The organism is Thermocrispum municipale DSM 44069, from assembly GCF_000427825.1.
Taxonomy (GTDB): domain Bacteria; phylum Actinomycetota; class Actinomycetes; order Mycobacteriales; family Pseudonocardiaceae; genus Thermocrispum; species Thermocrispum municipale.
Genome location: NZ_ATYT01000016.1, coordinates 77390 through 101650, shown reverse-complemented (window position 1 = coordinate 101650; position 24261 = coordinate 77390). Strand labels below are relative to the sequence as shown.

The 24261-nt window shown below is 69.0% G+C and carries 23 protein-coding genes and 1 pseudogene; 14 read left to right on the top strand and 10 right to left on the bottom strand.

The annotated features are described in order from the left end of the window. Positions 1-408 (bottom strand): annotated as a pseudogene (locus tag YWM_RS26640) (hypothetical protein); the annotation flags it as partial. Positions 409-779: 371 nt separating this feature from the next. Between YWM_RS26640 and YWM_RS0114360 the strand changes: the two are divergent. After that, positions 780-1241, top strand: coding sequence for a pyridoxamine 5'-phosphate oxidase family protein (locus YWM_RS0114360; RefSeq protein WP_028851313.1), 462 nt, complete (start codon positions 780-782; stop codon positions 1239-1241). A gap of 53 nt (positions 1242-1294) precedes the next feature. After that, positions 1295-2527 carry a fumarylacetoacetate hydrolase family protein gene (locus YWM_RS0114355; RefSeq protein WP_052344912.1) on the top strand — a complete coding sequence of 411 codons (1233 nt, stop codon included), beginning with the start codon at positions 1295-1297 and terminating at the stop codon, positions 2525-2527. Between the two features lie 43 nt (positions 2528-2570). Here YWM_RS0114355 and YWM_RS0114350 read toward each other — a convergent pair whose 3' ends face one another. Continuing rightward, positions 2571-3203, bottom strand: coding sequence for a phosphoribosyltransferase (locus tag YWM_RS0114350; protein ID WP_028851311.1), 633 nt, complete (start codon positions 3201-3203; stop codon positions 2571-2573). Positions 3204-3300: 97 nt separating this feature from the next. Here YWM_RS0114350 and ctaD point away from each other — a divergent pair, with 97 nt between their 5' ends. Continuing rightward, positions 3301-5103 carry an aa3-type cytochrome oxidase subunit I gene (ctaD, locus tag YWM_RS0114345; RefSeq protein WP_028851310.1) on the top strand — a complete coding sequence of 601 codons (1803 nt, stop codon included), beginning with the start codon at positions 3301-3303 and terminating at the stop codon, positions 5101-5103. A gap of 40 nt (positions 5104-5143) precedes the next feature. Next, positions 5144-6016 carry an SDR family NAD(P)-dependent oxidoreductase gene (locus YWM_RS23745; RefSeq protein ID WP_052344908.1) on the top strand — a complete coding sequence of 291 codons (873 nt, stop codon included), beginning with the start codon at positions 5144-5146 and terminating at the stop codon, positions 6014-6016. On the opposite strand, the gene YWM_RS0114335 is transcribed toward YWM_RS23745, so the two are convergent. Then, positions 5947-6795: a YciC family protein gene (locus tag YWM_RS0114335; protein WP_052344907.1), complete on the bottom strand. Its 849-nt coding sequence runs from the start codon at positions 6793-6795 to the stop codon at positions 5947-5949. The genes YWM_RS23745 and YWM_RS0114335 overlap by 70 nt on opposite strands. Before the next feature lie 120 nt (positions 6796-6915). Between YWM_RS0114335 and YWM_RS23740 the strand changes: the two genes are divergently transcribed. Then, on the top strand, positions 6916-7962 hold the full coding sequence (locus tag YWM_RS23740) for an MBL fold metallo-hydrolase (protein ID WP_245566045.1): 1047 nt from the start codon (positions 6916-6918) through the stop codon (positions 7960-7962). A gap of 192 nt (positions 7963-8154) precedes the next feature. Here YWM_RS23740 and YWM_RS0114325 read toward each other — a convergent pair whose 3' ends face one another. The 6 genes from YWM_RS0114325 to YWM_RS0114300 form a co-directional block, all read right to left on the bottom strand. After that, entirely contained in the window at positions 8155-9837 is a 1683-nt protein-coding gene (locus YWM_RS0114325; RefSeq protein WP_028851308.1) for a bifunctional 3'-5' exonuclease/DNA polymerase, read from the bottom strand. An 85-nt stretch (positions 9838-9922) separates the two neighbouring features. Then, complete coding sequence (locus YWM_RS0114320) at positions 9923-11038, bottom strand: ABC transporter ATP-binding protein (RefSeq protein ID WP_028851307.1); 1116 nt, start codon at positions 11036-11038, stop codon at positions 9923-9925. A 14-nt stretch (positions 11039-11052) separates the two neighbouring features. Continuing rightward, a complete protein-coding gene (locus YWM_RS0114315) occupies positions 11053-11883 on the bottom strand; it encodes a carbohydrate ABC transporter permease (protein ID WP_028851306.1) in 831 nt (276 codons plus the stop codon). Next, positions 11883-12875, bottom strand: a complete 993-nt coding sequence (locus YWM_RS0114310; protein ID WP_028851305.1) for a carbohydrate ABC transporter permease — start codon at positions 12873-12875, stop codon at positions 11883-11885. Before YWM_RS0114310 ends, YWM_RS0114315 begins: the two co-directional genes overlap by 1 nt. A gap of 14 nt (positions 12876-12889) precedes the next feature. Next, the gene (locus YWM_RS0114305) at positions 12890-14149 is read right to left on the bottom strand and encodes an extracellular solute-binding protein (protein ID WP_052344905.1); all 1260 of its coding nucleotides are present in this window, start codon (positions 14147-14149) and stop codon (positions 12890-12892) included. A 111-nt stretch (positions 14150-14260) separates the two neighbouring features. Continuing rightward, positions 14261-15058: a DeoR/GlpR family DNA-binding transcription regulator gene (locus tag YWM_RS0114300; protein ID WP_028851303.1), complete on the bottom strand. Its 798-nt coding sequence runs from the start codon at positions 15056-15058 to the stop codon at positions 14261-14263. A gap of 177 nt (positions 15059-15235) precedes the next feature. On the opposite strand from YWM_RS0114300, the gene YWM_RS0114295 reads away from it, so the two are divergent. The 9 genes from YWM_RS0114295 to YWM_RS23730 all read left to right on the top strand — a co-directional run bounded on the left by YWM_RS0114295 (position 15236) and on the right by YWM_RS23730 (position 23459). Then, on the top strand, positions 15236-16126 hold the full coding sequence (locus tag YWM_RS0114295; RefSeq protein ID WP_028851302.1) for an SIS domain-containing protein: 891 nt from the start codon (positions 15236-15238) through the stop codon (positions 16124-16126). Beyond that, positions 16123-17061, top strand: coding sequence for an ROK family protein (locus tag YWM_RS23735; RefSeq protein WP_043661125.1), 939 nt, complete (start codon positions 16123-16125; stop codon positions 17059-17061). Before YWM_RS0114295 ends, YWM_RS23735 begins: the two co-directional genes overlap by 4 nt. Next, complete coding sequence (gene nagA, locus YWM_RS0114285) at positions 17061-18176, top strand: N-acetylglucosamine-6-phosphate deacetylase (protein WP_028851301.1); 1116 nt, start codon at positions 17061-17063, stop codon at positions 18174-18176. Before YWM_RS23735 ends, nagA begins: the two co-directional genes overlap by 1 nt. Further along, positions 18167-19084, top strand: a complete 918-nt coding sequence (locus YWM_RS0114280) for a 1-phosphofructokinase family hexose kinase (RefSeq protein ID WP_342664947.1) — start codon at positions 18167-18169, stop codon at positions 19082-19084. The genes nagA and YWM_RS0114280 overlap by 10 nt, the downstream gene beginning before the upstream one ends. Continuing rightward, a complete protein-coding gene (locus YWM_RS0114275) occupies positions 19075-19908 on the top strand; it encodes a class II fructose-bisphosphate aldolase (protein WP_028851299.1) in 834 nt (277 codons plus the stop codon). The genes YWM_RS0114280 and YWM_RS0114275 overlap by 10 nt, the downstream gene beginning before the upstream one ends. 83 nt (positions 19909-19991) lie before the next feature. After that, positions 19992-20552: a PadR family transcriptional regulator gene (locus YWM_RS0114270; protein ID WP_028851298.1), complete on the top strand. Its 561-nt coding sequence runs from the start codon at positions 19992-19994 to the stop codon at positions 20550-20552. Beyond that, the gene (locus tag YWM_RS0114265; RefSeq protein ID WP_028851297.1) at positions 20545-22572 is read left to right on the top strand and encodes an NADPH-dependent 2,4-dienoyl-CoA reductase; all 2028 of its coding nucleotides are present in this window, start codon (positions 20545-20547) and stop codon (positions 22570-22572) included. Before YWM_RS0114270 ends, YWM_RS0114265 begins: the two co-directional genes overlap by 8 nt. 11 nt (positions 22573-22583) lie before the next feature. Beyond that, positions 22584-23015 (top strand): nuclear transport factor 2 family protein, encoded by a 432-nt coding sequence (locus tag YWM_RS0114260; RefSeq protein WP_028851296.1) that lies wholly within the window; start codon positions 22584-22586, stop codon positions 23013-23015. Positions 23016-23066: 51 nt separating this feature from the next. After that, on the top strand, positions 23067-23459 hold the full coding sequence (locus YWM_RS23730; RefSeq protein ID WP_043661141.1) for a VOC family protein: 393 nt from the start codon (positions 23067-23069) through the stop codon (positions 23457-23459). 13 nt (positions 23460-23472) lie between these two features. Here the strand turns inward: YWM_RS23730 and YWM_RS0114250 are convergent, their stop codons facing one another. After that, positions 23473-24243 carry an alpha/beta fold hydrolase gene (locus YWM_RS0114250; RefSeq protein ID WP_043661124.1) on the bottom strand — a complete coding sequence of 257 codons (771 nt, stop codon included), beginning with the start codon at positions 24241-24243 and terminating at the stop codon, positions 23473-23475. Between the last annotated feature and the right edge of the window lie 18 nt (positions 24244-24261).

Below are 24261 nucleotides of genomic sequence, written 5' to 3'. Positions count from 1 at the left end.
CATGGACGCCAGGCCGTCGAGGTCGCCGTCCTTCATGTAGTCCAACGCTGTGTTGGCTGCCGACTCGGGGTCGCTGGTGCCGCCACCGCCGAGCAGGACGATCAGCAGGATGACGCCGCCGATGACGACGAGGGCGCCGACACCGCCGAAGATCCACGGCAACGGGCTCTTCTTCGGCTGCTCACCGCCGGGGAAACCGCCAGTGGGCGGAAAGCCGGGCGGCGGGCCCTGCGGTGGGCCGTAACCGCCCGGCTGGCCCTGCGGCGGGCCGTAACCGCCCGGCTGGCCCTGCGGCGGGCCGAAGCCCGGCTGCTGCTGCGGGAAACCGCCGCTGGGCGGCTGGCCCTGACCGGGGTAACCGCCCCCAGGCTGTTGCGGATACGGGCCTGGGCCGGGGGGTTGCGACATGCATTACTCCTTGCGTGAAGTCTGGGAGGCGCTGCGCTGGCCAACACCTGCGGCACGGCGAGTGCCAGGAACGCGCCAGAGTCAATTGCGTGGGCGAGTCTAGGCCATCCGGATGATCGCCAACGGCCGGATCGACAAAAGTGTGTCGACCATTCCGGCGGGGTGGGCGACCGAAAGGTGCAGATCGGACAGCTCGGGCATCAAATTCCGTCACGGAGAGTCGTGCTCGCTTCGGGGCGACATGAGCGCGAGACCGCAGCCGGAGCCGGCGGACTTTCCCGCACGGTGACTGTCGCAGGTCCGTCGGTATCGCGCGTCGCCGGCGACTCGGCGAACCGAATTTGTCGGTGGCGGCTGCCATACTCCGCGCCATGGTCTCCTGGACAGAGTTCGAACAGGAAGAACCGACGTTCGCCGCGGAGGTCCACGAGCGTTTCACGGCGACCAAGCATCACGTCCTGGCGACGCTGCGCGCGGACGGGTCGCCGCGGGTCAGTGGCACCGAGGTCGATTTCAGTCACGGGCACCTGCAGTTCGGATCGATGCTCAAGGCGCGGAAAGCCGCGGATCTGCAGCGCGACGGCCGCTGCGCGCTGCACGCCAATCCCGGCGACGGGTCGATGACCAAGCCGGACGCGAAGGTCAGCGGAGTGGCGGCCGAAGTGGACGATCCCGAGGTGAAGGGCTTGCTGGAGCCGGGGGAGGCACCGCCGGATTATCACCTTTTCCGGCTCGATCTGACCGAAGCGGTGCTGACCAAGCCGGAGGGCGATGTGCTGGTGATTCGTCGCTGGACACCTGGTGCAGGAGTGCAGCGGTTCGCGCGGCAGTGACCCGCATGATCACGTGCGGCGGGCCCTAGGCGGATCGTGGCAGGCTGGTGGCCGTGTCCAGCCAGACGTGGTTCGAGTTCCCGGAGGGGAGTCGGTTCGGGGTGGCGACGCTGCCGTACGGCGTCTTCACCCGCATCGATCGGCGGGGTCCGGCAGGCAGACGGCGGATCGGCGTCGCGGTAGGGGAGAGCGTGCTCGACATCGGTGCGGTGGCGAGCGTGCTGGGCGAGGAGTTCGCGCCGCTGCTGGATGCCGAGGTGCTGAACCCGTTCATGGCGGCCGGACGGTCGGTGTGGGACCAGGTCCGCGAGCGGATCACGGCATGGCTGACCGATCCCGAGTACCGGCCCGCGGTGCTGGCCCATCTGGCGCCGATGGACGCGGTCGAGCTGCACGCGCCGTTCGAGGTCGCCGATTTCGTCGACTTCTCCGGCTCGGAGGAACATGCGCGCACCGCGGGCCGCATTTTGCGCCCGAACCAGCCGCCGTTGCCCGCCAACTGGAGACATCAGCCGATCGCCTACCACGGCCGGGCGGGCAGCGTGCGATTGTCCGGCACCCCGGTGGTGAGGCCGGCGGGCCTGTTCCTGGCCCCGGACGGCGAGACACCGATCTTCGCGCCGAGCCGCAAGCTGGATTTCGAGGCAGAGGTCGGCTTCGTCGTCGGGACCCCGAGCGAGCACGGCCGACCGGTGTCCGCGGCCGACTTCGCCGACCACGTTTTCGGCGTGTGCCTGGTCAACGACTGGTCGGCCCGCGACCTCCAACGCTATGAGTCCACGTCCCTCGACCCCGCGCCGGCCACCTCGTTCGCCACCTCGATCTCCCCGTGGATCGTCCCGCTCCAGGCGCTGGAGCACGCCAAGGTCCCGGCGCCCGACCAAGATCCCGAACCCGCGTCCTATCTGCGTGGCGGCCGCGACTGGGCGTTGGACATCCTGCTGGAAGTGCGGATCAACGGGCACGTCGTCGCCAATCCGCCGTTCGCCGCCATGTACTGGACGCCCCCGCAGCTGCTCGCCCACGTGACCGTCAACGGCGCCGCCCTCCGCACCGGTGACCTGTTCGCGTCCGGCACGGTGTCCGGGCCCGAGCCGAACCAGCGCGGGTGCTTGCTCGAACTGACCTGGGACGGTACGGACCCCGTGCTGCTCGGTGACGGCACCGAGCGTTCGTACCTCCTGGACGAGGACCTCGTCACGATCACGGCGACCGCGCCGGGCCCGGGCGGGGAGCGGATCCACCTCGGCGAGGTCACCGGCCGCATCTCGCCCGCGGCCGAGTGAGGAGGACGTCGAGCCGGGTGTCACGCCGCTCGATCAGCAAGAATCAGGAGGAATACGCCTCGAGCAGTTCGTCCACCTCGTCGTCGGTGACCTGAGTGAAGTCGTGATACCACTCGCCGACGGCACGGAAGTGCGGCGGCCGCCGAAGGCAGTACACGGCGTCCGCGGCCGCCTCCAGGCGGCGGATGGCCGCCGACGAGCCGACCGGGACGGCGAGACTGACCGAAAGCGGCCGTTGGTGAAGCACCGCGTGCACGGCGGCCAGCGCGGTCAGACCAGTGGCCAGACCGTCGTCCACGATCAGCACGTCGCGGCCGCGCACCGGAACGCGCGCCGAGGATCGGTACCGCTCCTGCTTGCGTCGCGCCTCGGCGATGGTCGCCTCCGTACGGCGCGCCAGATCCCGACGGGAGAGGCCGAGCGCTGCCAGTGTTCTGTCGTCGTAGAACACCGCGCCGTCAGCGGTGACCGCCCCGACGGCGAGCTCTGGTTGCGCGGGTGCGCCGATCTTGCGAGCCACCACGACGTCCAACGGGGCCTGCAGCTCAGCGGCCACGCCCGCGGCTACCGGCACCCCGCCTCGAGGCAGCGCCAGCACCACGGGAGCGGTCCAGCCGTACTTGGTCAGTTCCATACCCAACTGCCTGCCTGCGGACACCCGATCCCGGAAGCGCATACCCACCTCTCCATCGTCCTCGCCCCGGTGAGCGTTCGCGAGCCGCTCCACTGGTGTTGTGCCCGGGATTGGCGCACACTTGCATGCGAGGTGGCGTATGACACAGACACAACCTGCCCGTCCTGGTCTCGAGCGGCCGCCTGAACCGGTCCCGCCGGTAGGTGCTCCTGCTCGTCCGCCCCGCGGTAGCGCGTTCGTGCGCGTCCTGCGCACCACCGATCACAAGACCATCGGCGTGCTCTATCTGGTCACCTCGATGGGCTTCTTCATGATCGGTGGGCTGATGGCCCTGCTGATGCGCGGGGAGCTGGCCGTCCCGGGCCTGCAATTCCTCTCGTCCGAGCAGTACAACCAGCTGTTCACCATGCACGGCACGATCATGTTGCTGCTGTATGCGACACCGATCGTGTTCGCGTTCGCCAACCTGGTACTGCCGCTGCAGATCGGCTCGCCGGACGTCGCGTTCCCGCGGTTGAACGCCTTTTCCTACTGGCTGTTCCTGTTCGGCGGACTGATCGTGCTGTCCGGTTTCGTGACTCCCGGCGGAGCCCCGGACTTCGGCTGGACCGCCTATCCACCGCTGTCGGACGTGGCGCACGCGCCCGGCGTCGGCGGGGACCTGTGGATCTTCGGGCTGATCGTCTCGGGTCTCGGCACCATCCTCGGTTCGGTCAACATGATCACCACGGTGGTCTGCCTGCGCGCGCCGGGCATGACCATGTGGCGAGTGCCGATCTTCACCTGGAACATCCTGTTCACCGCCGTGTTGGTGCTCGGGGTGTTCCCGGTCCTGACCGCCGCGCTGTTCGGGCTCGCGGCGGATCGCCACCTCGGCACGCACGTGTTCGACCCGGCCAACGGCGGGGTGATCCTCTACCAGCACCTGTTCTGGTTCTTCGGCCATCCCGAGGTGTACATCGTCGCGTTGCCGTTCTTCGGCATCATCACCGAGGTCATCCCGGTGTTCAGCCGCAAGCCGCTGTTCGGCTACAAGCTGATGGTGTTCGCGACGATGGGCATCACCGGTCTGTCGTTCACCGTGTGGGCGCACCACATGTTCGCCACCGGCGCGGTGCTGTTGCCGTTCTTCAGCTTCATGACGTTCTTGATCGCGGTGCCGACCGGGATCAAGTTCTTCAACTGGATCGGCACCATGTGGCGGGGCAAGATCACGTTCGAGACGCCGATGCTGTGGGCGGTGGGCTTCCTCGCCACGTTCCTGCTCGGCGGCCTGACCGGGATCATCCTGGCCGCGCCGGTGCTGGACTTCCACGTGCACGACTCGTACTTCGTGGTCGCGCACTTCCACTACGTGCTGTTCGGCACGATCGTGTTCGCCACGTTCGCCGGCATCTACTTCTGGTTCCCGAAGTTCACCGGCCGGATGCTGGACGAGCCGTTGGGCAAATGGCACTTCTGGCTGACGTTCTTCGGTTTCCACACCACGTTCCTGGTGCAGCACTGGCTGGGCGCCGAGGGCATGCCCCGGCGGTATGCCGACTACTTGCAGTCGGACGGGTTCACCACGCTGAACATCATCTCGACCATCGGTTCGTTCATCCTCGGGGTGTCGATGCTGGTGTTCGTCTACAACGTGGTGCGCAGCTACCGATTCGGCGAGCGGGTCACCGTGGACGACCCGTGGGGTTACGGCAACTCGCTGGAGTGGGCCACCACGTGCCCGCCGCCGCGGCACAACTTCACCGAGCTGCCCAGGATCCGCTCCGAGCGGCCCGCGTTCGAGCTGCACTACCCGCACATGACCGAGCGAATGCACATCGAGGGCCACGTCGGATTGACCGGCAAGCCGCGCGGCGAACGGTCGATCGGCGAGGTGGGCGCCAGTGCGGTGGCCGACGGCGAAGGCGAGGGAGTCCCGGGCCCGAGCGACCCGAAGTGATCACCGGCCGAACTTACCGTCGGTCAGTTACGCTCCCGGCATGAAGTCCTTCGCCGGTAAGGTCGCCGTGATCACCGGGGCGGCATCAGGAATCGGGCGCGCCCTCGCCGAGGAGCTGGCCGCGCACCGCGCGATCCTCGCGTTGTCCGACATCGACACCGAGGGGCTTGCCGAAACGGTCAGGCGTTGTGAGCGCGCGGGTGCGCAGGTCCTCCGGACAGAGCTCGACGTGTCGGACAGGGCAGCGGTGTATCGGCATGCCGAGCAGGTCGAGGCCGAACTCGGCGGCGCCAACCTCGTGGTGAACAACGCGGGCGTCGCGTTGTCCGCGTCCGTGGCGGAGATGAGCTGGGACGACCTGGAGTGGATCGTCGGGATCAACTTCTGGGGCGTGGTGCACGGGACGAAGGCGTTCCTGCCGCAGCTGATCGCGTCCGGCGACGGTCACGTGGTGAATCTGTCGAGCGTGTTCGGCCTGATCGGGGTGCCGAACCAGAGCGCGTACAACGCCACCAAGTTCGCGGTGCGCGGGTTCACCGAGGCGTTGCGGCAGGAGATGAAACTGGCCGGACACCCGGTCGGCGTGAGCTGTGTGCACCCGGGCGGGATCAAGACCAACATCGCGCGCAACGCCCGCGCCGCGGCAGGCCTCGACCAGAAGGCGCTGGCCGAGGGGTTCGACAAGATCGCCATGACGACTCCGCGCGCTGCCGCCCGGCGCATCGTGCGGGGCATCCGCCGCAACGAGGCTCGTATCCTCATCGGGCCGGACGCCTACGGCATCGATCTGCTGCCGCGGGTGCTGGGATCCGGCTACCAGCCGGTGGTCTCGCGCGCGGTCGGTCAGCGCAGCCCGGCGGCTCGGGCCAGCTCCAGCGCCAGGTCGTCGGTGCGGAATCGACGGTCGACGTAGATCAGTGCGGTCACCGCGGCGAAGAACGGCGCGGTCAGCGACCCGGCAAGGATCGAGCCCAGCATGGGCAAGCTGAACACCCCGTGCGCCGGGGTGAGCGGCCCGGTGAGCCACGCGGCGAACGCGTTCACCCCGAGGATGATCACGAACGCCACGGCGAGGATGCCGAACACCGGCAGCCAGCTGCCGAACACCAGCTGGCGGGAACGCCGCAGTGCCGTGGTGATCGTCGTGCGTTCCAGCACCAGGGCAGGCGCAGCCAGGCTGAACACCACGGCGAGCCAGACCCCGGGCACGATGAACGCCAGCAGACCGACCGCGACCAGGACGCTGACCAGCACGGTCAGTCCGAGCAGGGGCAACGCCAACGGTTTGATCTCCCGGGCCGCCTCGCCGAGCGTGATCGGCTTGCCCAGGACAGCCCTGCCCACCGCGACCGTGGCGACGCCGGTGACCAGCACCAGCGCCACCGTGCTCAGCAGCGTGTCGATGCCGCTGATCGGCAGCAGCTGCATGATGTAGTCGTTGAACTGGGCCTGCGTCGGGCGCATCGGCAACCGGGGCAGGTCGGCCAGCATCGGCGCGGTCAGCAGGTGCACGACGGCGCGGGTCAGCGCCAGAGCGACCAATGACGTGCCGAACAGGAGCCCGGCGTGCTTGCGCAGGACGTCCATGGCGGCGACGAAGATCTCGGACATGGTCAGCGGGCCGAGCGGGATCACGCCCGGCTGCAGCGACCGCAGTTCTGGCCATGGTGGCTGGTTCGACGGACGGTTCATCACGATCGAGCCTAGCTGGCCCGGCTACGTGCGCGACGTCCACCTGCACACCTACGGTGGAAAAGTCTGTTTCCGATCGCTGACCCGCGCTGGGGGTGGCAAGAGGGGAGTGCCATGCGAGTGAGGTTGCCGTCCGTACGGTCGATGGGCGCGTTGCCCGACCCGGTCGAGATGGCGCGCCGGGCGAAGACCTCGGTCTACCGTGACGGCGCGTTCCACAACCCCGGGCGGACCCAGGTCGTTCCGCCGTCGCAGGACATGCGATCCACCGCGCGGGAGTTCTGGCGCCATCGCAAGCTGCGCAAACCTGCCGTGCCGATCCCGCTGACGGCTGCGCAGCCGCCGGCCCCCGACGGACTGCACATCACGTGGTTCGGTCACGCGTCGTCGCTGGTGGAGCTGTCCGGCACGAGGCTGCTGCTCGACCCGGTGTGGAGCCTGCGCGCATCCCCGGTGCCGGTCGGACCGCGGCGACTGCATCCGGCTCCCGTCCGGCTCGCCGAACTCGGTCGGCTGGACGCCGTGGTGCTCTCGCACGATCACTACGACCACCTGGACACCCCGACCATCGACTGGCTGCGCGACAACAGCGACGCGTGTTTCGTCGTCCCCCTGGGCGTGGCGGCTCACCTGCGGTTCTGGAACGTGCCGGAGGAGCGCATCGTCGAGCTGGACTGGGCCGAGTCGACCGAGGTGGCCGGGGTGCGGTTGACCGCGGCTCCTGCCTGGCACTTCTCCGGTCGCGGACTGCGCCGCAACCCCACACTGTGGGCGTCGTGGGTCATCGCGGGGCAACGCGGGAAGGTCTTCTACAGCGGGGACTCCGGTTACTTCGACGGCTACCGGGAGATCGGCGCGGCGCACGGGCCGTTCGACGCGAGTCTGATCCAGGTCGGCGCCTACGACGCGAGCTGGCCGGACATTCACATGACACCGGAGGAGGGTGTGCGCGCGCAGCAGGACCTGCGGGGCGGGCTGCTGATCCCGGTGCACTGGGGCACGTTCACACTGGCGCCGCATCCGTGGGCGGAACCGGCGGATCGGGTCGTCGCGGCGGCGGAGGACGCCGGTGTGCCGATCGTGGTGCCGAACCCGGGGCAGCGGATCGACGTCTCAGACCCGCCCGCGCAGACAGCGTGGTGGAAAGCTCACGTCGCGTCGGTGTAGTCGGCCAGCCTGCCTGGCGCGGGCGGTCGTGGCTCCGGCGACGGGTTCGCGCAGGCCTGGCATGGGCCGCCGAGGTACCGGCGGCGGGCTCGCGCCTGCCTGGCACGGGCGGTCGTGGCTCCGGCGACGGGTTCGCGCCTGCCTGGCACGGGGCGGCCGTAGCTCCGGCGACGGGTTCGCGCTGCCGAAGGGTCATTTGGCGTCGGCGTAGCAGTCGACGACCGCCCCGGTGAGCGGGAACCGGACCGGGCATCGCCGGCCGAACACCAGCCTGCCCGCGTCGGCCGCGCACTCGTCCAGCACCCGGCATGCCTCGGCCGCCTGCTGCTCGGGACAGTGCACGATCACCTCGTCGTGCTGGAAGAACACCAGCTGAGCGTCCGGTGCACGGTCGCGTAGTTTGCTGCGGGCCGACGCGAGCAGCACGGCGGTCCAGTCGGCGGCACTGGCCTGCACCACGAAGTTGCGGGTGAACCGCCCCCAGTCCTTGGCCGCGCGACGGGCCGCGGCCTCGTGCGAGTCGTCAGCGGAGCCGGTGAGCGATCGCCAGGACGACGACGGCGGGGGAGAGGTGCGGCCCAACCGCGACCGCACCAGTTCACCCCGCTCGCCGGCCACGGCAGCCTGCTCCACGTAGCCGACCGCGACCGGAAAACGGTGCCGCAGGACCGCCAGCAGCGCCCCGGCTTCGCCTGCGGTGCCGCCGTACATCGCGGACAACAGGGCGATCTTGGCTCGTCCGCGGTCACCGCCGAAGGCGTCGGCGGCCAGGCTCGAGTAGAGGTCTTCCGACGTCGAGACCGCCGCCAGCCGCTGGTCACCGGAGATCGCCGCGAGCACGCGCGGCTCGAGCTGCGCGGCGTCGGCCACCACCAGCTTCCAGCCTGGATCGGCTCGCACACACCGACGCAGGGTCTTCGGGATCTGCAGCGCCCCGCCGCCGCGGCTCGCCCAGCGGCCGGACACCACGCCACCGACGACGAACTGTGGACGGAAGCGGCCGTCGTGCACCCATTCGGTCAGCCAGTTCCAGCCGTGGGCGGAATGCAGCCGGGCCAACTCCTTGTATTTCAGCAACGGTTCCACCGCGGGGTGATCGACTCCGGCCAGCGCGGCCGCCCGGCTCGACGGCACCTCGATGCCTGCCCGGGCGAACGCCCGCACCACGCTGGGTGGGTGGTCCGGGTTGACCGGATGGCCGAATGCATCCGCGATGCGCTCGGCCAGCTCGGCGAGCTTGGTCGGCCTGCCACCCGCCACGCGGGCACCGAGCACGTCGGCGAGCAGCTGCCGGTGCACGTCGGCGTCCCACGGCAGGCCGTCCGCGGTCATCTCCGCCGCGACCAGCGTGGACGCGGACTCCGCCGCGACGAGCAACCGCAGCCGTTCCGCGTGGGGCAAGCGGTCCAGCCAGCGTTCCTGCTCCGCGAGCACCACTGCCGCGGCCTCGGTCGGCTCGACGCCGTCGGGAAGGGCAGGACCCGTTGGCTCGAACAACACACCTTGCGCGGACGATTCGTGGGGGTCCTCGTCGTCCGGGGGAGGCGGCGCACCACGAGCCCTCGCGTACGCGGCGGCCAGGCCCCGAGGTTCGCCATGCCGTCCTTCGTGGGCGAGCAGCAGGCCCTCGGTCACGCGGAGGTCATGACATCGCCGCACCCGGACACCAGCGGACAACAGCGTCGGGTACAGGCGATCGGTCGAGGGAAAGACCCACGTCGGCGGGGAAGCTTCGCTCGTCTCGATGGTCCGCACCAGCGCGACGAGTTCCTCGGCGGTCAGGCCTCGCTCGGCCGGGGCGGCATCGTCCAGCCTTCGGATGCCGTACCGGCGGCCGACTCCGGCGTCCGACTCCTCCGCGACGACGATCCGCACGGGATCATTCTCGCCGCCGGGACCGACAGACACGACGAAGGCCGCCCGCGCATGGCGACCCGGGCGGCCTTCGTTGAAGCGAACGTCAGCTGGGCAGCCGGTTACCGGTGACCGTGGAGAACGCGTGCGCCTCCTCCGGGCGGATACGCAGGTGCAGCGTCTCGCCCTTCTGCGGAGGAGTCCGCGCGTCGACGCGCGCGATGACGTCCACACCACCGGCGCCCCCGGCGGCGTCGTGGCCGGGCAGGGTGGTGTAGCAGAACGCGTCCGAACCGAGCTCCTCGACGACCTGCACGGTGGCCGGGAACCCGCCCGGCTGGGTGTCGGCGGAGACGACCTCCAGCGACTCGGGCCGGAATCCCAGCACGATGCTGTCCGAGCCCTCGCTCACCGCGGCATCGATGGTCGCGCGCGGCACCGGCACGGTGACCCCGGCGATCTGCACACCACCGTCGGTGATCTTGGCGGTGTGCAGGTTCATCGCGGGCGAGCCGATGAATCCGGCCACGAACGTGTTCGCGGGCTTCTCGTACAGCGCCCGCGGGGTGTCGCACTGCTGCAGCACGCCGTCCTGCAGCAGGGCCACCCGGTCACCCATCGTCATGGCCTCGACCTGGTCGTGCGTGACGTACACGGTCGTGGTGCCCAGCCTGCGCTGCAGCGCAGCGATCTGGGTACGCGTGGACACGCGCAGCTTCGCGTCCAGGTTCGACAGTGGCTCGTCCATCAGGAAGACCTGCGGCTCCCGCACGATCGCCCGGCCCATCGCCACGCGCTGCCGCTGACCACCGGAGAGCGCCTTGGGTTTGCGGTCCAGGAACTGCTCCAGGTCCAGCAGCTTGGCCGCCTCGGCGACCCGCTGCTTGATCTCCGACTTCGGCTTACCGGCGATCTTGAGCGCGAAGCCCATGTTCTCGGCCACGGTCATGTGCGGGTACAGCGCGTAGTTCTGGAACACCATCGCGATGTCCCGCTGCTTGGGGGCCAGGTTGGTCACGTCCCGGTCGCCGATGCGGATCGCGCCGTCGTCCAGCGGTTCCAGCCCAGCGAGCATGCGCAGAGACGTCGATTTGCCGCAGCCGGACGGCCCGATGAGCACGAGGAACTCGCCGTCTTCGATCTCCAAGTCGAGAGCGTCGACTGCGGCTCGCTCCGAGCCCGGGTAGCGACGGGTCGCCGCCTCGTACTGCACAGCTGCCATGTTGTGTCTCTCCCCTAACCTTTGATGCTGCCCGCGGTCAGCCCGCTGACCAGGTAGCGCTCGATGAATGCGAACAGTACGACCACCGGGACGACCGCGACAAGGGAGGCCGCGAACAGGTACTGCCACTGCACCTGGTACTCCCCGATGAAACTGGTGATGCCGACGGTCAGCGGTTGCGTGTCCGCGTCGGTCGTCAACGTCAAGGCAACGATGAACTCGTTCCACGCCGCGATGAACGTGAAGATCACCGCGGTGATCACGCCCGGCACCGCCAACGGCAGCGTGACCTTGGCCAACGCGGCGAAGCGGCCGCAGCCGTCCAGCAGTGCCGCCTCCTCCAGCTCGACCGGGATCGAGGAGAAGTAGGCGTGCAGGATCCAGATGGAGAACGCCAGGTTGAAGCCGGCGTTGGTGAGGATCAGCGCCAGGTAGGTGTCGGTCAGCCCGAGCACCTTCATTTCCCGGAAGATCCCGATCACCAGGGCCGTTGGGGCAAACATCTGCGTGACGAGCACGAGCAGCAAGAACGCCCGCCTGCCCCGGAACTTGCGTCGCGCCGTGTAGTAGGCGGCGGGCAGTGCCACCGCGACGGCCAGCAGCGTGGACAACCCGGCGATCACGAGGGTGTTGCGGAGGTAGTCGGCGAGCGGGATCCGCTCCCACACCTCGATGAAGTTGTCCCACTTCCACGTCTCGGGCAGGTAGCCCTGCTTGCCTGCGAACACCTCCGACCGCGGCTTGAGCGCGGTGACGAGCATGTACAGGTACGGCGCGAGCACGAAGAAGGCGACCAGCCAGGCCAGCGCCCCGACCAGCGCGGTCCGGATCGGGTGAGCCCGCATCAGTCGACCTCCTTCCACTTCACGGCCCGCAGGTAGAACAGCACCATCACCACGATCATCAGGAAGTTCAGCACGGCCATCGCCGCGGACGGCCCGACCTCCTTGTCCAGCCGCAACAGCTTGAACATGAACGTGGTGGTGGTGTCGGTGTCATGCCCCGGCCCGCCGCGCGTCATCGCCCAGATGATCGGGAACGAGTTGAACACGTTGATCACGTTGATCACCGTGGCGACCAGCACGGCAGGCTTGAGCAGGGGCAACGTGATGTCGCGGTACGCCCGCCACCGCGAGGCGCCGTCCACCTGCGCGGCTTCGTACACCTCGCCGGGGATGGTTTGCAGTCCGGCGAGCAGCACGTAGGTGGTGAACGGCAACGAGACGAACACCGCCACCCACATCAGCCACAGCCAGGCAAGACCCGGCTCGCCCAGCCAGTCGCGCGGTGCGTCGATCAGGCCGAGGTCCAGCATGATCGTGTTGGCCATGCCGTGGAAGAAGTCGAGGATCCAGCGCCACACGATGGCCGTCATGACCACCGATGCCGCCCACGGCACGATCAACGCCCAGCGGACCAGGCGCCTGCCGGGGAACCGGGCGTTGAGCAGCTGTGCCAACCCGAACGACAGCAACAGCGTGATCGCGACGACGCCGACCACCCAGATCACGGTGCGGATCAGGACCGGGACCAGGTCCGGTTCGTCGAACAGCTTCTCGTAATTCTCCAGCCCGGCCCAGCCGCGGATGACCCCGGAGCGAGAGACCTCCCGCACCGAGGTCAGGGCCATCTCCACCACGGGCCAGAACACGACGCCGGCGATCAGCAGCAGCGCGGGTCCGATCCACAGCAGTGGCGTGAGCGGATGCTCGGCGCCCGGCCGCTTGCCGCGGCCGGGGGCGGGGCGGCCCGCGCCCGGTTTCCCGGTGGGCGGGCCGCCTGCCTTGCCCCGCGACGCGGTCGCCGGAGCCGTACTCGATGTCGCCGTGTCGGTCACGACCGGTCTGCCCCTCAGCCTTCCGCGGTCTTCTGCAGCTGCTCAAGCACCTTCTTCGGGTCGGTGCCCCGCAAGGCCTGGCCGATGTCCTGCTTGACCGCACTGTCGACCGCGGTCCACTGCGGATCGGTCACCGGGTAGAACTTGGCCTTCGGCAGCGCCTCGATGAACGGCTCGAGCTTTTCGTCGTCGGACAGCTTGTCGCTGGCCGACTGGGTGGTGGGCAAGAAGCCCTCGGTGGTGATGAACTTGCTGTAGTTCTCCTCCTGGTAGAAGAAGGTGAGGAACTTCTTCAGCGTCTCCTGGGCACCCGTGCCGTTGTCGAAGGCCATCAGGTAGTCCTGCACACCCAGCGTGGTGGGTTCCTGGCCGTCGTTGACCGGGTTCGGCGCGACGTCGTACTTGAACTTGTTGCCCTGGTCGGCGATGTTGTTGTGGGTCTGCGGCAGGCCGCGGATCATGCCGATCTTGCCGGCGGCGAACGCCTCGATCACGTCCGCGCGGTCGGTCTTGGCCGGGTTCGGCTGGGTCAGTCCCTCGTCGACCATGCTCTTGAGGAACTGCAGCGTCTCCAGGTTCTCCGGGCTGTCGATGGTCCAGTTGCCCTTGTCGTCGACCCAGTGCCCGCCGTTGCTGTTCATCCAGATCTGGAACTCGCCCTGCGCCTCCTCGGGGCCGAGCGGCAGACCGTAGCCGATGTAGTCACCGGGCAGGTCGGAGATCTTCTTGGCCGCTTCCTTCAGCTCGTCCCAGGTCTTCGGCGGCTCCTTGACGCCCGCCTTGTCGAACAGGTCCTTGTTGTAGAACAGCAGCCGTGCGCTGGCGATGAACGGCAAGCCGTACTGGTCGCCCTCGTACTTCGAGTTCTCCGCGAAGCTCGGGATGAAGTCGTCGATGACTTCCTTGGGCAGCACGTCGCTCGCCTTGAACAGCAGCTCGTCGGCGGCGAAGTCGGCGTACTTGTTCAAGTTGAGCAAGTCGGGTGCCTTGTCGTTGAGCACCATGTTCTGCACTTGCCCGTCGATCTCGTCCCAGTTGATGACCTGCAGATTCACCTTCAGGCCCGGGTTTTCCTTCTCGAACCGGGAGATCAGGTCCTTCCAGTAGGGCTCGGTCTTGTCGCTGTACTCGGCCGCGACGAACGTGATGGTCTTGCCGTCACCTTCCGCCTCGTCGGACCCGCAGGCAGTGGCCGCGGTGAGCGCCAACGCGGCGATCGCCCCGAGCGCGGCGATTCTCCTGCCCGCTCGGGATGCTCTGCGTGAAAACCTCATCCTGACGCGCCCCTTTCTGCTGTTCCTCGGGCCTAGCGCGTATCACGAATGCGTGAATTTGTGCAGTGTTACCTACGATCGAGCATAAATCAACAGGTCTAGACCATTTGTTTATGCACGAATGACCTTCAGTCCCGCGGCGCTGAACCGATCGAGCAAATCTTTCGGGGCCGATCGATCGGTCACCAGGACGTCGACGTCGTCAATCGGGCAGATCCGACTGAACGCGTGCCGCCCGAGCTTAGACGCATCCGCCACGATGACAACCTGCCGCGCCCGGGAAGCCATCAGCGTGTTGATGCTGGCCTCGCCCTCGTGGTGGGCGGATGCGCCGTGCGAGACGTCCAGTGCGTCCACCCCGAGGAAGACGATGTCCAGGCTGAGGTTGTTCAGGATGCCCTGGGCGAGTGGGCCGATGAGCTCGTAGGACTGGGTGCGGGCGACCCCGCCGGTGACCACCACCTTGATATGCGGCCGCACGGTGAGTTCGTTGGCGATGTTCAGCGCGTTGGTGACGAACGTGACCGATTGCGGGCCGTTGCCGTCGGTGGCGCCTTCTTGCAGGTCGGCGCGGGTGGCGATGGCCCTGGCGACCTCGGTCGTGGTGGTCCCGCCGTTGCTGCCGATGATCGCGCCCGGGCTGACCAGCGCCGCCGCCGCGCGGCCGATGCGTTGCTTCTCCTCGGCCTTGCGGACCGACTTGTAGCGCAGCGGCAGGTCGTAGGCCGTGGCGTTCGGCACCGCCCCGCCGTGCGTGCGCGTGAGTAGTTGCTGTTCGGCGAGCGTGTCCAGGTCACGCCGAATGGTGGCGGGCGATACCGCCAGCTCTGCTGCCGCGTCGTCGACGTTGAGCTCGCCGCGCTCGGCGAGCAGTTCGAGCAGCGCGTTCAGCCGGGCGTACTTGCTCATGGCCGAGCCTCCTCCGGTGCCTGGGCCGGCTGTTGCGTGATCATGCTCATTTCTGCGACTATCATGCAACATTGCGCAGCGTGGCTGCGAGAGTCCAGTCGACTATGCATCCGAGAGGGGTCCGGAGATGACCACAGCGAGGCGGTATGCCCAGGTGCAGGAACGGGGGCCGGCCCAGTGAGTCACGTCGAGGTGGAGATCGCCAGCCAGCCGGACTGCTGGCGTAAGGCCGCTGAACTCGCCGCCACGCACGCCGCGGTGCTGCCGCGTCCGGGGGAGCGGGTGGCGGTCACCGGCTGTGGCACGTCGCTGTTCATGTCGCAGGCCATCGCGGCGCTGCGCGAGCGGCACGGAGGCGAGCTGGGCGGAGAGACCGACGCGGTGGCCGCATCGGAGTTCCCGGACACCCGCCGCTACGACCGGGTGCTCGCGCTGACCAGGTCCGGCACCACCACCGAGGTCGTCGACCTGCTGAAACGGCTGCGCGGGACGGTGCCGACCACGGTGATCACGGCCGATGCTGAGACGCCCGTGGCGGACCTCGCCGACGAGTCGGTGGTGCTGGACTTCGCCGACGAGCAGTCAGTGGTGCAGACGCGATTCGCCACGTCGGCCCTCGCGGTGCTGCGGGCGCACCTCGGCCAGGACCTCGAGCCGCTGATCGCCGCCGCGGAGACCGTGGTGCACGAGCCGTTGCCCGAAGGTGCAGTGGAAGCGCGGCAATTCACCTTCCTCGGCCGGGGCTGGACCGTCGGTCTGGCCAACGAGGCCGGGCTCAAGCTGCGCGAGGCCTCGCTGTCCTGGGCCGAGTCGTACCCGGCGATGGAGTACCGGCACGGCCCGATCAGCGTGACCGACGAGCGCAGCGTGGTGTGGATGCTGGGCGAGGCGCCGGAGGGGCTAGCCGACGACGTGCGGCGTACGGGTGGTCGCTGGGTCTCCTCGGACCGGGACGCGATGGTCGAGCTGATCAGGGCGCAGCGACTGGCCGTGGCGCTGGCCGAGCGGTCCGGCATCAACCCGGACGAACCGCGCAACTTGGCGTACTCGGTCATCCTGAACACGTGAGCGATTGCGTCATCGCCATCGACGTCGGCGGTACCGCGATCAAGGCGGGCCTGGTCGACCACGATGGCACGTTGCATCTTCCGCGCAGCGTGCCGACGGACCGGGCCGCCGGCGCCGATGGTGTGGTCGGGCAGCTCGTCGCGAGCATCCAGGAGCTGGACATCGCCGCGCGACGGCAAGGACACACCCCGGTCGCGGTCGGGGTGGCTGTTCTCGGACTGACCGACGACGAAGCGGGCATCGCGGTGTTGTCGGCCAACATGGGATGGCGCGACGTGCCCCTTCGGGCACTACTGCAGGAGAAAACCTCGCTTCCGGTCGCGTTCGGCCACGACGTGCGCGCGGGTGGCCTGGCCGAGGCCGTGCTCGGCGCCGGACGCGGAGCCGGTGACCACTTGTTCCTGGCCATCGGAACCGGGGTCGCGGGCGCGATCATGGTCGGCGGCGAGCCCTACCGAGGGACGGGCTTCGCGGGCGAGATCGGTCATATCGAGGTGGACTCGCCGTCCGCGGGACCGTGTGGCTGTGGAGGTCGGAACTGCCTGGAGACCGTGGTCTCGGCACGGGCACTGGCCCAGCATTACGCGGAGCGCACCGGGGAGCAGGTCACCGCCGCCGAGGTGGCCGCACGGGTGGACTCCGGCGACGACCACGCGCGCGAGCTGTGGGCGGAAATGGTCGACGCATTGGCCGGTGCGCTGTGCCTGTACTGCTCGCTGCTGGCCCCCGAACTGATCGTGATCGGCGGGGGCCTGGCGGAAGCGGGCCCGCGGCTGTTGGAACCGCTGCGTGCGCGCTTGGTCGAGCGACTGAGTTTTCAGAAGAAGCCACGGCTGGTGCAGGCCGAGCTGGGGGAGCGGGCGGGCTGCCTCGGCGCGGGCCTGTTCGCCTGGCAACGTGTTGGCCGGCCGGTGCCGGTACGGGAGCGGAGCTGATGACCATCTACCTGGCCGAACGATTGGTGACCCCGCGCGAGGTGCTGACGCCCGGGTGGGCCCGGGTGGACGGCGACCGGATCACCGAGGTCGGCTCGGGAACACCCGCTGAGCCCGCGGAGCGCTGGGACGGCTGGATGCTGCCGGGTTTCGTCGACATGCACGTTCACGGCGGCGGGGGTGCGAGCTTCACGCACGGCGACCCGGACCAGGCGCGCGTGGTTGCCGAGTTCCATCGGCGGCACGGCACGACGACGATGCTGGCCAGCCTGGTGACCGCGCCGCCTGCGGAACTGACCGTCGCGTTGGAGCAGCTGGCGCCGTTGGTCGCCGACGGGACGCTCGCCGGTGTGCACCTCGAAGGGCCGTTCCTGGCCGAAGCACGTTGCGGGGCGCACGACCCGCAACTGCTGCTCGAGCCGGACGGCGCCGTGCTCGACGAGTTGCTGCGCGCCGGTCGCGGCACCGTCCGCATGGTCACCGTCGCGCCCGAGCGGCCGGGTGGGATGGACCTGATCAAGCGGTTGACCGCGGCCGACGTGGTCGCGGCGGTCGGGCACTCGGACGCCGACTTCGCGGTGGCGAGCCAGGCGTTCGACGCGGGCGCCACGGTGGCGACCCACCTGTTCAACGGCATGCCCCCGCTGCATCACCGCAAGCCAGGTGTGGTCGGAGCCGCGCTGAACCACTCCTCGGCGGTGGTGGAGCTGATCAACGACGGCATCCACCTGCATCCGGCCGTGGTGGCCGGCGTTTTCGCACAGGTCGGCAGCTCGCGGGTGGCGCTGGTCACCGACGCGATGTCGGCCGCCGGTGCGGGTGACGGGGAGTACGAGCTCGGTGGCCAGCGTGTTCGGGTCGAGGACGGGGTCGCGCGGATCGCTGCCACCGGATCCATCGCGGGCAGCACGCTGACCATGGATGCCGCCGTGCGCAATGCCGTGGCGGCCGGAGTGTCGATCGTGGACGCGTCGCGCTCGGCGTCGGCCACCCCCGCGCGGGCGGTCGGGATCGTCGATGTCGGCCAGATCGCCGCCGGACAGCGTGCCGATCTGGTGGTTCTCGACGAAGAGTTGCAGGTGCGCGCGGTCGCCCGCGGAGGTCGGTGGGAGTGATCCTGACGGTCACGCCCAACCCCGCGCTGGACGTCACGTACTGGGTCGACGACCTGGTCAAACACGACTCCACCCGGGTGCGTTCGGTGGCTACCCGCGCCGGCGGCAAGGGCGTGAACGTCGCCAGGGTCCTGCACGCCGCCGGGCACGAGGTCCTGGCGTGCGGGTTCGTCGGTGGCGCGGCCGGGGAACGGATTCGCGAAGAGCTCCGGTCGGTCGGTGTGCCCGAGGCGATGACGCCGATCGCGGGAGAGACCCGCAGGACCGTCGCTGTGGTCGACTCGGACGCCACGTTGCTGCTGGAACCAGGGCCGTCGGTGTCCGAGGCCGAGTGGCAGGCGTTGGTCGAGGAGTACCGGCAGCGGCTCGACGACGCCGACGTGGCGGTGCTCAGCGGGTCGTTGCCGCCGGGCGCCCCTGACGATGGTTACGCCGAACTGTGCCGGCTCGCCGGCGCAGCCGATGTGCCGGTCATCCTCGATACCTCGGGGGAGTCGTTGCGGCTCGGCCTGCGTGGGCGTCCGGCGATCGTCAAGCCGAACAATGCGGAGCTGGCGTCGGTGGCGCCCGGTGACACCGAGGCGGCGGCGGCTGAGGTGCGAGCGCGCGGAGCAGGGAACGTGGTCGTCTCGTTGGGCGAGCAGGGCCTGCTGGCGGTCACGACCGAGGGCACGTGGCGAGCTCGAGCCGAGCCGGTGGAGGGTAATCCGACGGGCGCAGGCGACGCCGTGGTCGCCGCGCTCGCCGCGGGCGTGGCGATCGGACAACCGTGGCCGGAGCGGCTGGCCGAAGCGGTCGCGCTCGGCGGCGCGGCCGTGGCGGCACCGCTGGCGGGCGATGTGGACAAGGACACCTACCACCGGCTGCGCACGGAGGTGCAGGTGCGAAAGGAAGACTCATGCCGTTGACACCCACCGCCGAAGTCGTCGCCGCCGAGTCAGCAGCGGGTGCGGCGACCGGAGCGTTCAACGTCATCCAGCTCGAGCACGCGCAGGCAATCGTCGCCGGCGCCGAGCAGGCGGGCCGGCCGGTGATTCTGCAGATCAGCGAGAACTGCGTGCGCTATCACGGCGGCCTGGAACCGATCTGTGCGGCGACGCTGGCCGTCGCGCGGGCGGCGACGGTTCCGGTCGCGGTGCACGCCGACCACGTGACCAGTGAAGAACTGGCCCGCGAGGCCGTGGAGCTGGGCGTCGGTTCGGTGATGTTCGATGCGTCCGCCCTGCCGTACGAGGAGAACGTGGCGACGACCGCCGAGATCACGCGCTGGTGTCATGAGCGTGGGGTGTGGGTCGAGGCCGAGCTGGGGGAGGTCGGCGGCAAGGACGGAGTGCACGCGCCAGGGGTGCGGACCGATCCGGCGGAGGCCGCTGAATTCGTGTCCGCCACCGGCGTCGACGCGCTGGCCGTCGCGGTTGGTTCCAGCCATGCGATGACCACCCGCGACGCGAAACTCGACTTCGATCTGATCACCCGGCTGCACGAGGCCGTGCCGGTGCCCCTGGTGCTGCACGGCTCGTCCGGCGTGCCCGATGCCGACCTGACCCGTGCCGTGCGCGCAGGCATGCGGAAGATCAATATCGCGACTCATCTCAACGCGGTGTTCACCGACATCGTCCGTGCGCGCCTTGCGGAGAACCCGAAGCTGGTCGACACCCGCAAGTACCTCGGTCCCGCTCGGGACGCGGTCGCCGCCGAGGTGGCGCGACTGCTCGGCGTCCTCTCCGGCTGACCTGGCGGCTGTCGTCGGGTCGTGCCGCTCGCCGACATATGCAACATGTTGCACTGCGTTGTGTTGCATATTAACGTGCTCGCATGGCGCTCGAGCATGCGATCTTGGTGTCGTTGCAGGAGAAGTCGGGTACCGGCTACGAACTGGCCCGCCGGTTCGACAAGTCGATCGGATACTTCTGGGCGGCCAGCCACCAGCAGATCTACCGCACGCTCAAGCGCATGGTCGACCTCGGCTGGGTCGACGTCCAGGCGGTGACGCAGCAGGGCAGGCCCGACAAGAAGGTGTACCGCGTCGGCGCGGCGGGCCGAGCGGAACTGCGTCGCTGGTTGGCCGAGGAGGACGAACCGGCCCCGCTGCGTAACGACCTGGCGGTCAAAGTGCGGGGCGCGTCGATGGGCGACGTCGACAAGGTCATGGAGCAAGTCGCCCGGCACCGCGACCGGCATGCCGAGCGGCTGGACGTCTACCTGGCCATCGAGAAGCGCGACTTTCCGGACCCGAGCAATCTGTCCGGCCAACGGCTCCACCAATACCTCGTGTTGCGCGCAGGCATCCGGTCCGAGCAAGGCTCCCTCGAGTGGTGTGACGAGGTGCTGGCGGCAATGCGCAAGGACTGCGAAAGGACACCCGGCGATGAGTGAGTACCCGAACCTGCTGCGGCCGCTCGACCTGGGCTTCACCACGTTGCCCAACCGCGTGGTGATGGGCTCGATGCACGTCGGACTCGAGGACCGGTTCAGCCGGTTCCCGGCGTGGGCGGAGTACTTCGCCGAGCGGGCCAGGGGCGGTGCCGCGCTCATCGTCACGGGCGGCTTCGCACCCAACAAGACGGGCTGGCTGTATCCGTTCGCGTCGAAGATGACCACGTACACCGAGGCCCGCAAGCACAAGATCGTCACCGACGCGGTGCACGACAACGGCGGCAAGATCGCTCTGCAGCTGCTGCACGCCGGGCGCTACGCCTACCACCCACTGTCGGTGTCGGCGTCGGCCGTCAAGGCCCCGATCAACCCGTTCGAGCCGCGCGCGATGAGCGACCGCACGATTCGCAAGACGATCGACGACTTCGCCCGGGCGGCGATGCTGGCGCGCGAGGCGGGCTACGACGGCGTCGAGATCATGGGCTCCGAGGGCTATCTCATCAACCAGTTCCTGGCGCCACGCACCAACAAGCGCACCGATCGCTGGGGCGGCTCCGCGGAGAACCGCAGGCGCTTCGCGGTGGAGATCGTGCGAGCCGTCCGGCAACGCGTCGGGCCGGACTTCATCATCGTCTACCGCTTGTCGATGCTGGACCTGGTGCCGGACGGCCAGACCTGGGACGAAGTCGTGGCGCTGGCCGAGGCCGTGGAACGAGCGGGCGCGACCTTGATCAACACCGGCATCGGCTGGCACGAGGCGCGGGTGCCGACCATCGTGACCTCGGTGCCGCGAGCGGCGTTCACGCAGGTCACCGCGAAGCTCAAGCCGCACGTCTCGATCCCGGTCATCACGTCGAACCGGATCAACATGCCGCAGGTCGCCGAGGAGGTGCTGGCCCGCGGTGACGCCGACCTGGTGTCGCTGGCCCGGCCGCTGCTGGCCGACCCGGACTGGGTGCGCAAGGCGCAGACCGGCCGCACCGACGAGATCAACACGTGCATCGCGTGCAACCAGGCATGCCTGGACCACACGTTCTCGATGAAGCCGGCTTCGTGTCTGGTCAATCCGCGCGCCGGCAACGAGACGACGCTGCGGCTGCTGCCCACGCGCCGGGCCAAGCGGATCGCCGTCGTCGGCGCCGGGCCCGCGGGTCTGGCCGCGGCGACCACGCTGGCCGAGCGCGGGCACGACGTCGACCTGTTCGAAGCGGCCGACGAGATCGGCGGCCAGTTCGACATCGCCAGTCGCATCCCGGGCAAGGAAGAGTTCGCCGAGACGATCCGGTACTTCAACCGGCGCATCGAGCTCACCGGCGTCAAGCTGCATCTCGGCGTCCGGGTCACGGCCGAACAACTGATGGCAGAACACTTCGACGAGGTCGTCGTGGCGACCGGGGTGGTCCCGCGGGTGCCTGACATCGAAGGCATCGACCACCCGTCGGTGTTGTCGTACGTCGACGTCGTGCGGCACGGCAAGCCGGTCGGCCGCAAAGTCGCCGTCATCGGCGCCGGCGGGATCGGTGTCGACGTGTCCGAGTTCCTCACCCATGACCGGTCACCGTCGCTGGACCTCGCGGCATGGCAACGCGAGTGGGGAGTGGCGGACCCGGCTCGGGTGCGCGGTGGGCTGACCGAGCCCGCGCCGGAGCCACCGAGCCGGAAGGTGTACCTGCTGCAGCGCAAGACGTCGAAGATCGGCAAGGGGCTCGGCAAGACGACCGGTTGGGTGCACCGCGCCGCGCTGAAGGCCAAGGGCGTCGAGGAGATCACCGGGGTGGCCTACCGGCGCATCGACGACGAGGGCCTGCACATCGCGTACGGCAAAGACCATCGCCTCACCCGGGTACTCGACGTGGACAACGTGGTGATTTGCGCGGGTCAGGAGTCGCAACGGGACGTGGCCGACGAGCTCATCGAGCGAGGCGTCGTCACGTATGTCATCGGTGGCGCGGACGTCGCCGCTGAGCTGGACGCGAAGCGGGCCATCGACCAGGGCACACGGCTGGCCGCAACGATCTGAAGGAGAAGCCCATGGACTCAGTGCAGCGCTTCCGGGACGCGATCGAATCCGGTGACTTCGAACGGGCGCTGCGGGAGTTCGCCCCCGACATCACGTTCCACAGCCCGGTGAAGTTCACCCCGTTCGAAGGCATCGAGCAGGTGTCGGCCCTGTTCCGGGTGCTGGCCAGGACCTTCGAGGACTTCCGCTACGTCGGCTCCTACTTGGGTACCGACCAGCTCGGCCTGGACGGGGAGCAGGCCGAGTCGCACATCCTGCGGTTCCGGACCACCGTCGACGGCAAGCTCGTCGACGGCATCGATCTGATCCAGCTGGACGACCAGGGGCGCATCGGGACGTTCACGGTGATGATCCGTCCGCTGTCGGCAGTACAAACCGTCGGGGCGGCGGTCATGCGGGGGCTGGTCGAGGACGGCGTCGTGCCCGCGCCTGCCTCGCCCTGACGGTTCCGGTTTGTCCAAGACACGGCTCGGCGACCGGCGCACGATGAGCCCATGAGCACTATCACCGCTGTCTATCCACGACTGGTCGTCGGCGACGCGAAGGCCGCGATCGAGCTGTACGGCAAGGCATTCGGCGCCGAGGAACTCGAGCGGCATACCGACACCGGTCGGCCGGACGGCAAGATCGTCCACGCCATGCTGCGCATCGGGGAGACCCTGGTCGCGGTCAAGGACGAGGACGACCACGACCCGTCGCCGGCAACGCTGGGCGGAAGCCCGGTGGTGATGGCCGTCGAAGTCACCGACGCCGACAGCGCCGGTGCGCGGCTGACCGAAGCAGGCGGCACGGTCGTTTTCCCGATCCAGGACTGGGACTACGGCCAGCGCGCCGGACGGTTCGCCGACCCATGGGGTCACTTGTGGATGGTCGCCCAGAACCTCTGAGGCGGGCGCGCAGCTAGCTGGTGAACGCTTGCAGGAGGGTGGCCGTTCGCTCCGGGGCTTCGATGATCGGCGAGTGTCCGACGCCCGGGAGCATCTCGATCACCGCGCCCGGCACGGCCCGGTAGTCCTCAGCCGATTCCGGGCGCCATCGCTGATCCTCCGCGCCGAAGATCACCAGCACCGGTGTCTGCAGCGAGGCCAGCCGGTCGGGAAGAGCGCGTTCGTCGAGATACGCCTGGATTGCGTGGGAGGTCGCGGCGAACACCTCGAAGTCGACGTTTCGTGCCTCGTCGATCACCGCTTGCGGGACGGCGAAACCCGGACCGAACGCCGAGCTGAGAAACAAGCGCAGCTGGTCGTCGCTGAGGCCTTCCGGAGTCACCGGCCCGATGTTGCTGTCGGGTCCGACGAACGCTCCCATGTGCGGTCCGGTGTTGATCAGAGCCACCGAGTGCACGAGGTCGCGGCGCTGTTCGAGCAGGGCAGTGGCCACCGCGCCGCCGCTGGAATGCCCGACGACCGTGGCGTTCGTGACGCCGATCTGATCCAGTGTCGCCGCCAGCCGGCGAGCTTGCTCAGCGAGTGCGTACGAGGTCGCGATTGATTTCGGTGACTGTCCGCAGCCGGGGAGATCGACGCGCACGACGTGGTGGGACGTCGACAGGTGGGGCACCAGCGCGTCCCACGTTCGCGACGACGCTGCTGTGCCGTGAATCAGCACCATCGTCGGGGCGCTGTCAGGGCCATCGTGGAGCACGTGGAGTCCGGGATGTTGAGCGGTCATGCCGCCCAGCGTGCCGGG

Excerpts from the sequence above, each read along its gene's own strand:
- YWM_RS0114270 (WP_028851298.1), top strand. The coding sequence starts at position 19,992 with ATGGCGCTCGAGCATGCGATCTTGGTGTCGTTGCAGGAGAAGTCGGGT.
- YWM_RS0114250 (WP_043661124.1), bottom strand. The coding sequence starts at position 24,243 with ATGACCGCTCAACATCCCGGACTCCACGTGCTCCACGATGGCCCTGAC.
- YWM_RS23745 (WP_052344908.1), top strand. The coding sequence starts at position 5,144 with ATGAAGTCCTTCGCCGGTAAGGTCGCCGTGATCACCGGGGCGGCATCA.
- ctaD (WP_028851310.1), top strand. The coding sequence starts at position 3,301 with ATGACACAGACACAACCTGCCCGTCCTGGTCTCGAGCGGCCGCCTGAA.
- YWM_RS0114320 (WP_028851307.1), bottom strand. The coding sequence starts at position 11,038 with ATGGCAGCTGTGCAGTACGAGGCGGCGACCCGTCGCTACCCGGGCTCG.
- nagA (WP_028851301.1), top strand. The coding sequence starts at position 17,061 with ATGACCATCTACCTGGCCGAACGATTGGTGACCCCGCGCGAGGTGCTG.
- YWM_RS23730 (WP_043661141.1), top strand. The coding sequence starts at position 23,067 with ATGAGCACTATCACCGCTGTCTATCCACGACTGGTCGTCGGCGACGCG.
- YWM_RS0114360 (WP_028851313.1), top strand. The coding sequence starts at position 780 with ATGGTCTCCTGGACAGAGTTCGAACAGGAAGAACCGACGTTCGCCGCG.
- YWM_RS0114260 (WP_028851296.1), top strand. The coding sequence starts at position 22,584 with ATGGACTCAGTGCAGCGCTTCCGGGACGCGATCGAATCCGGTGACTTC.
- YWM_RS0114305 (WP_052344905.1), bottom strand. The coding sequence starts at position 14,149 with ATGAGGTTTTCACGCAGAGCATCCCGAGCGGGCAGGAGAATCGCCGCG.
- YWM_RS0114265 (WP_028851297.1), top strand. The coding sequence starts at position 20,545 with ATGAGTGAGTACCCGAACCTGCTGCGGCCGCTCGACCTGGGCTTCACC.
- YWM_RS0114350 (WP_028851311.1), bottom strand. The coding sequence starts at position 3,203 with ATGCGCTTCCGGGATCGGGTGTCCGCAGGCAGGCAGTTGGGTATGGAA.
- YWM_RS0114315 (WP_028851306.1), bottom strand. The coding sequence starts at position 11,883 with ATGCGGGCTCACCCGATCCGGACCGCGCTGGTCGGGGCGCTGGCCTGG.
- YWM_RS0114275 (WP_028851299.1), top strand. The coding sequence starts at position 19,075 with ATGCCGTTGACACCCACCGCCGAAGTCGTCGCCGCCGAGTCAGCAGCG.
- YWM_RS0114335 (WP_052344907.1), bottom strand. The coding sequence starts at position 6,795 with ATGAACCGTCCGTCGAACCAGCCACCATGGCCAGAACTGCGGTCGCTG.
- YWM_RS0114300 (WP_028851303.1), bottom strand. The coding sequence starts at position 15,058 with ATGAGCAAGTACGCCCGGCTGAACGCGCTGCTCGAACTGCTCGCCGAG.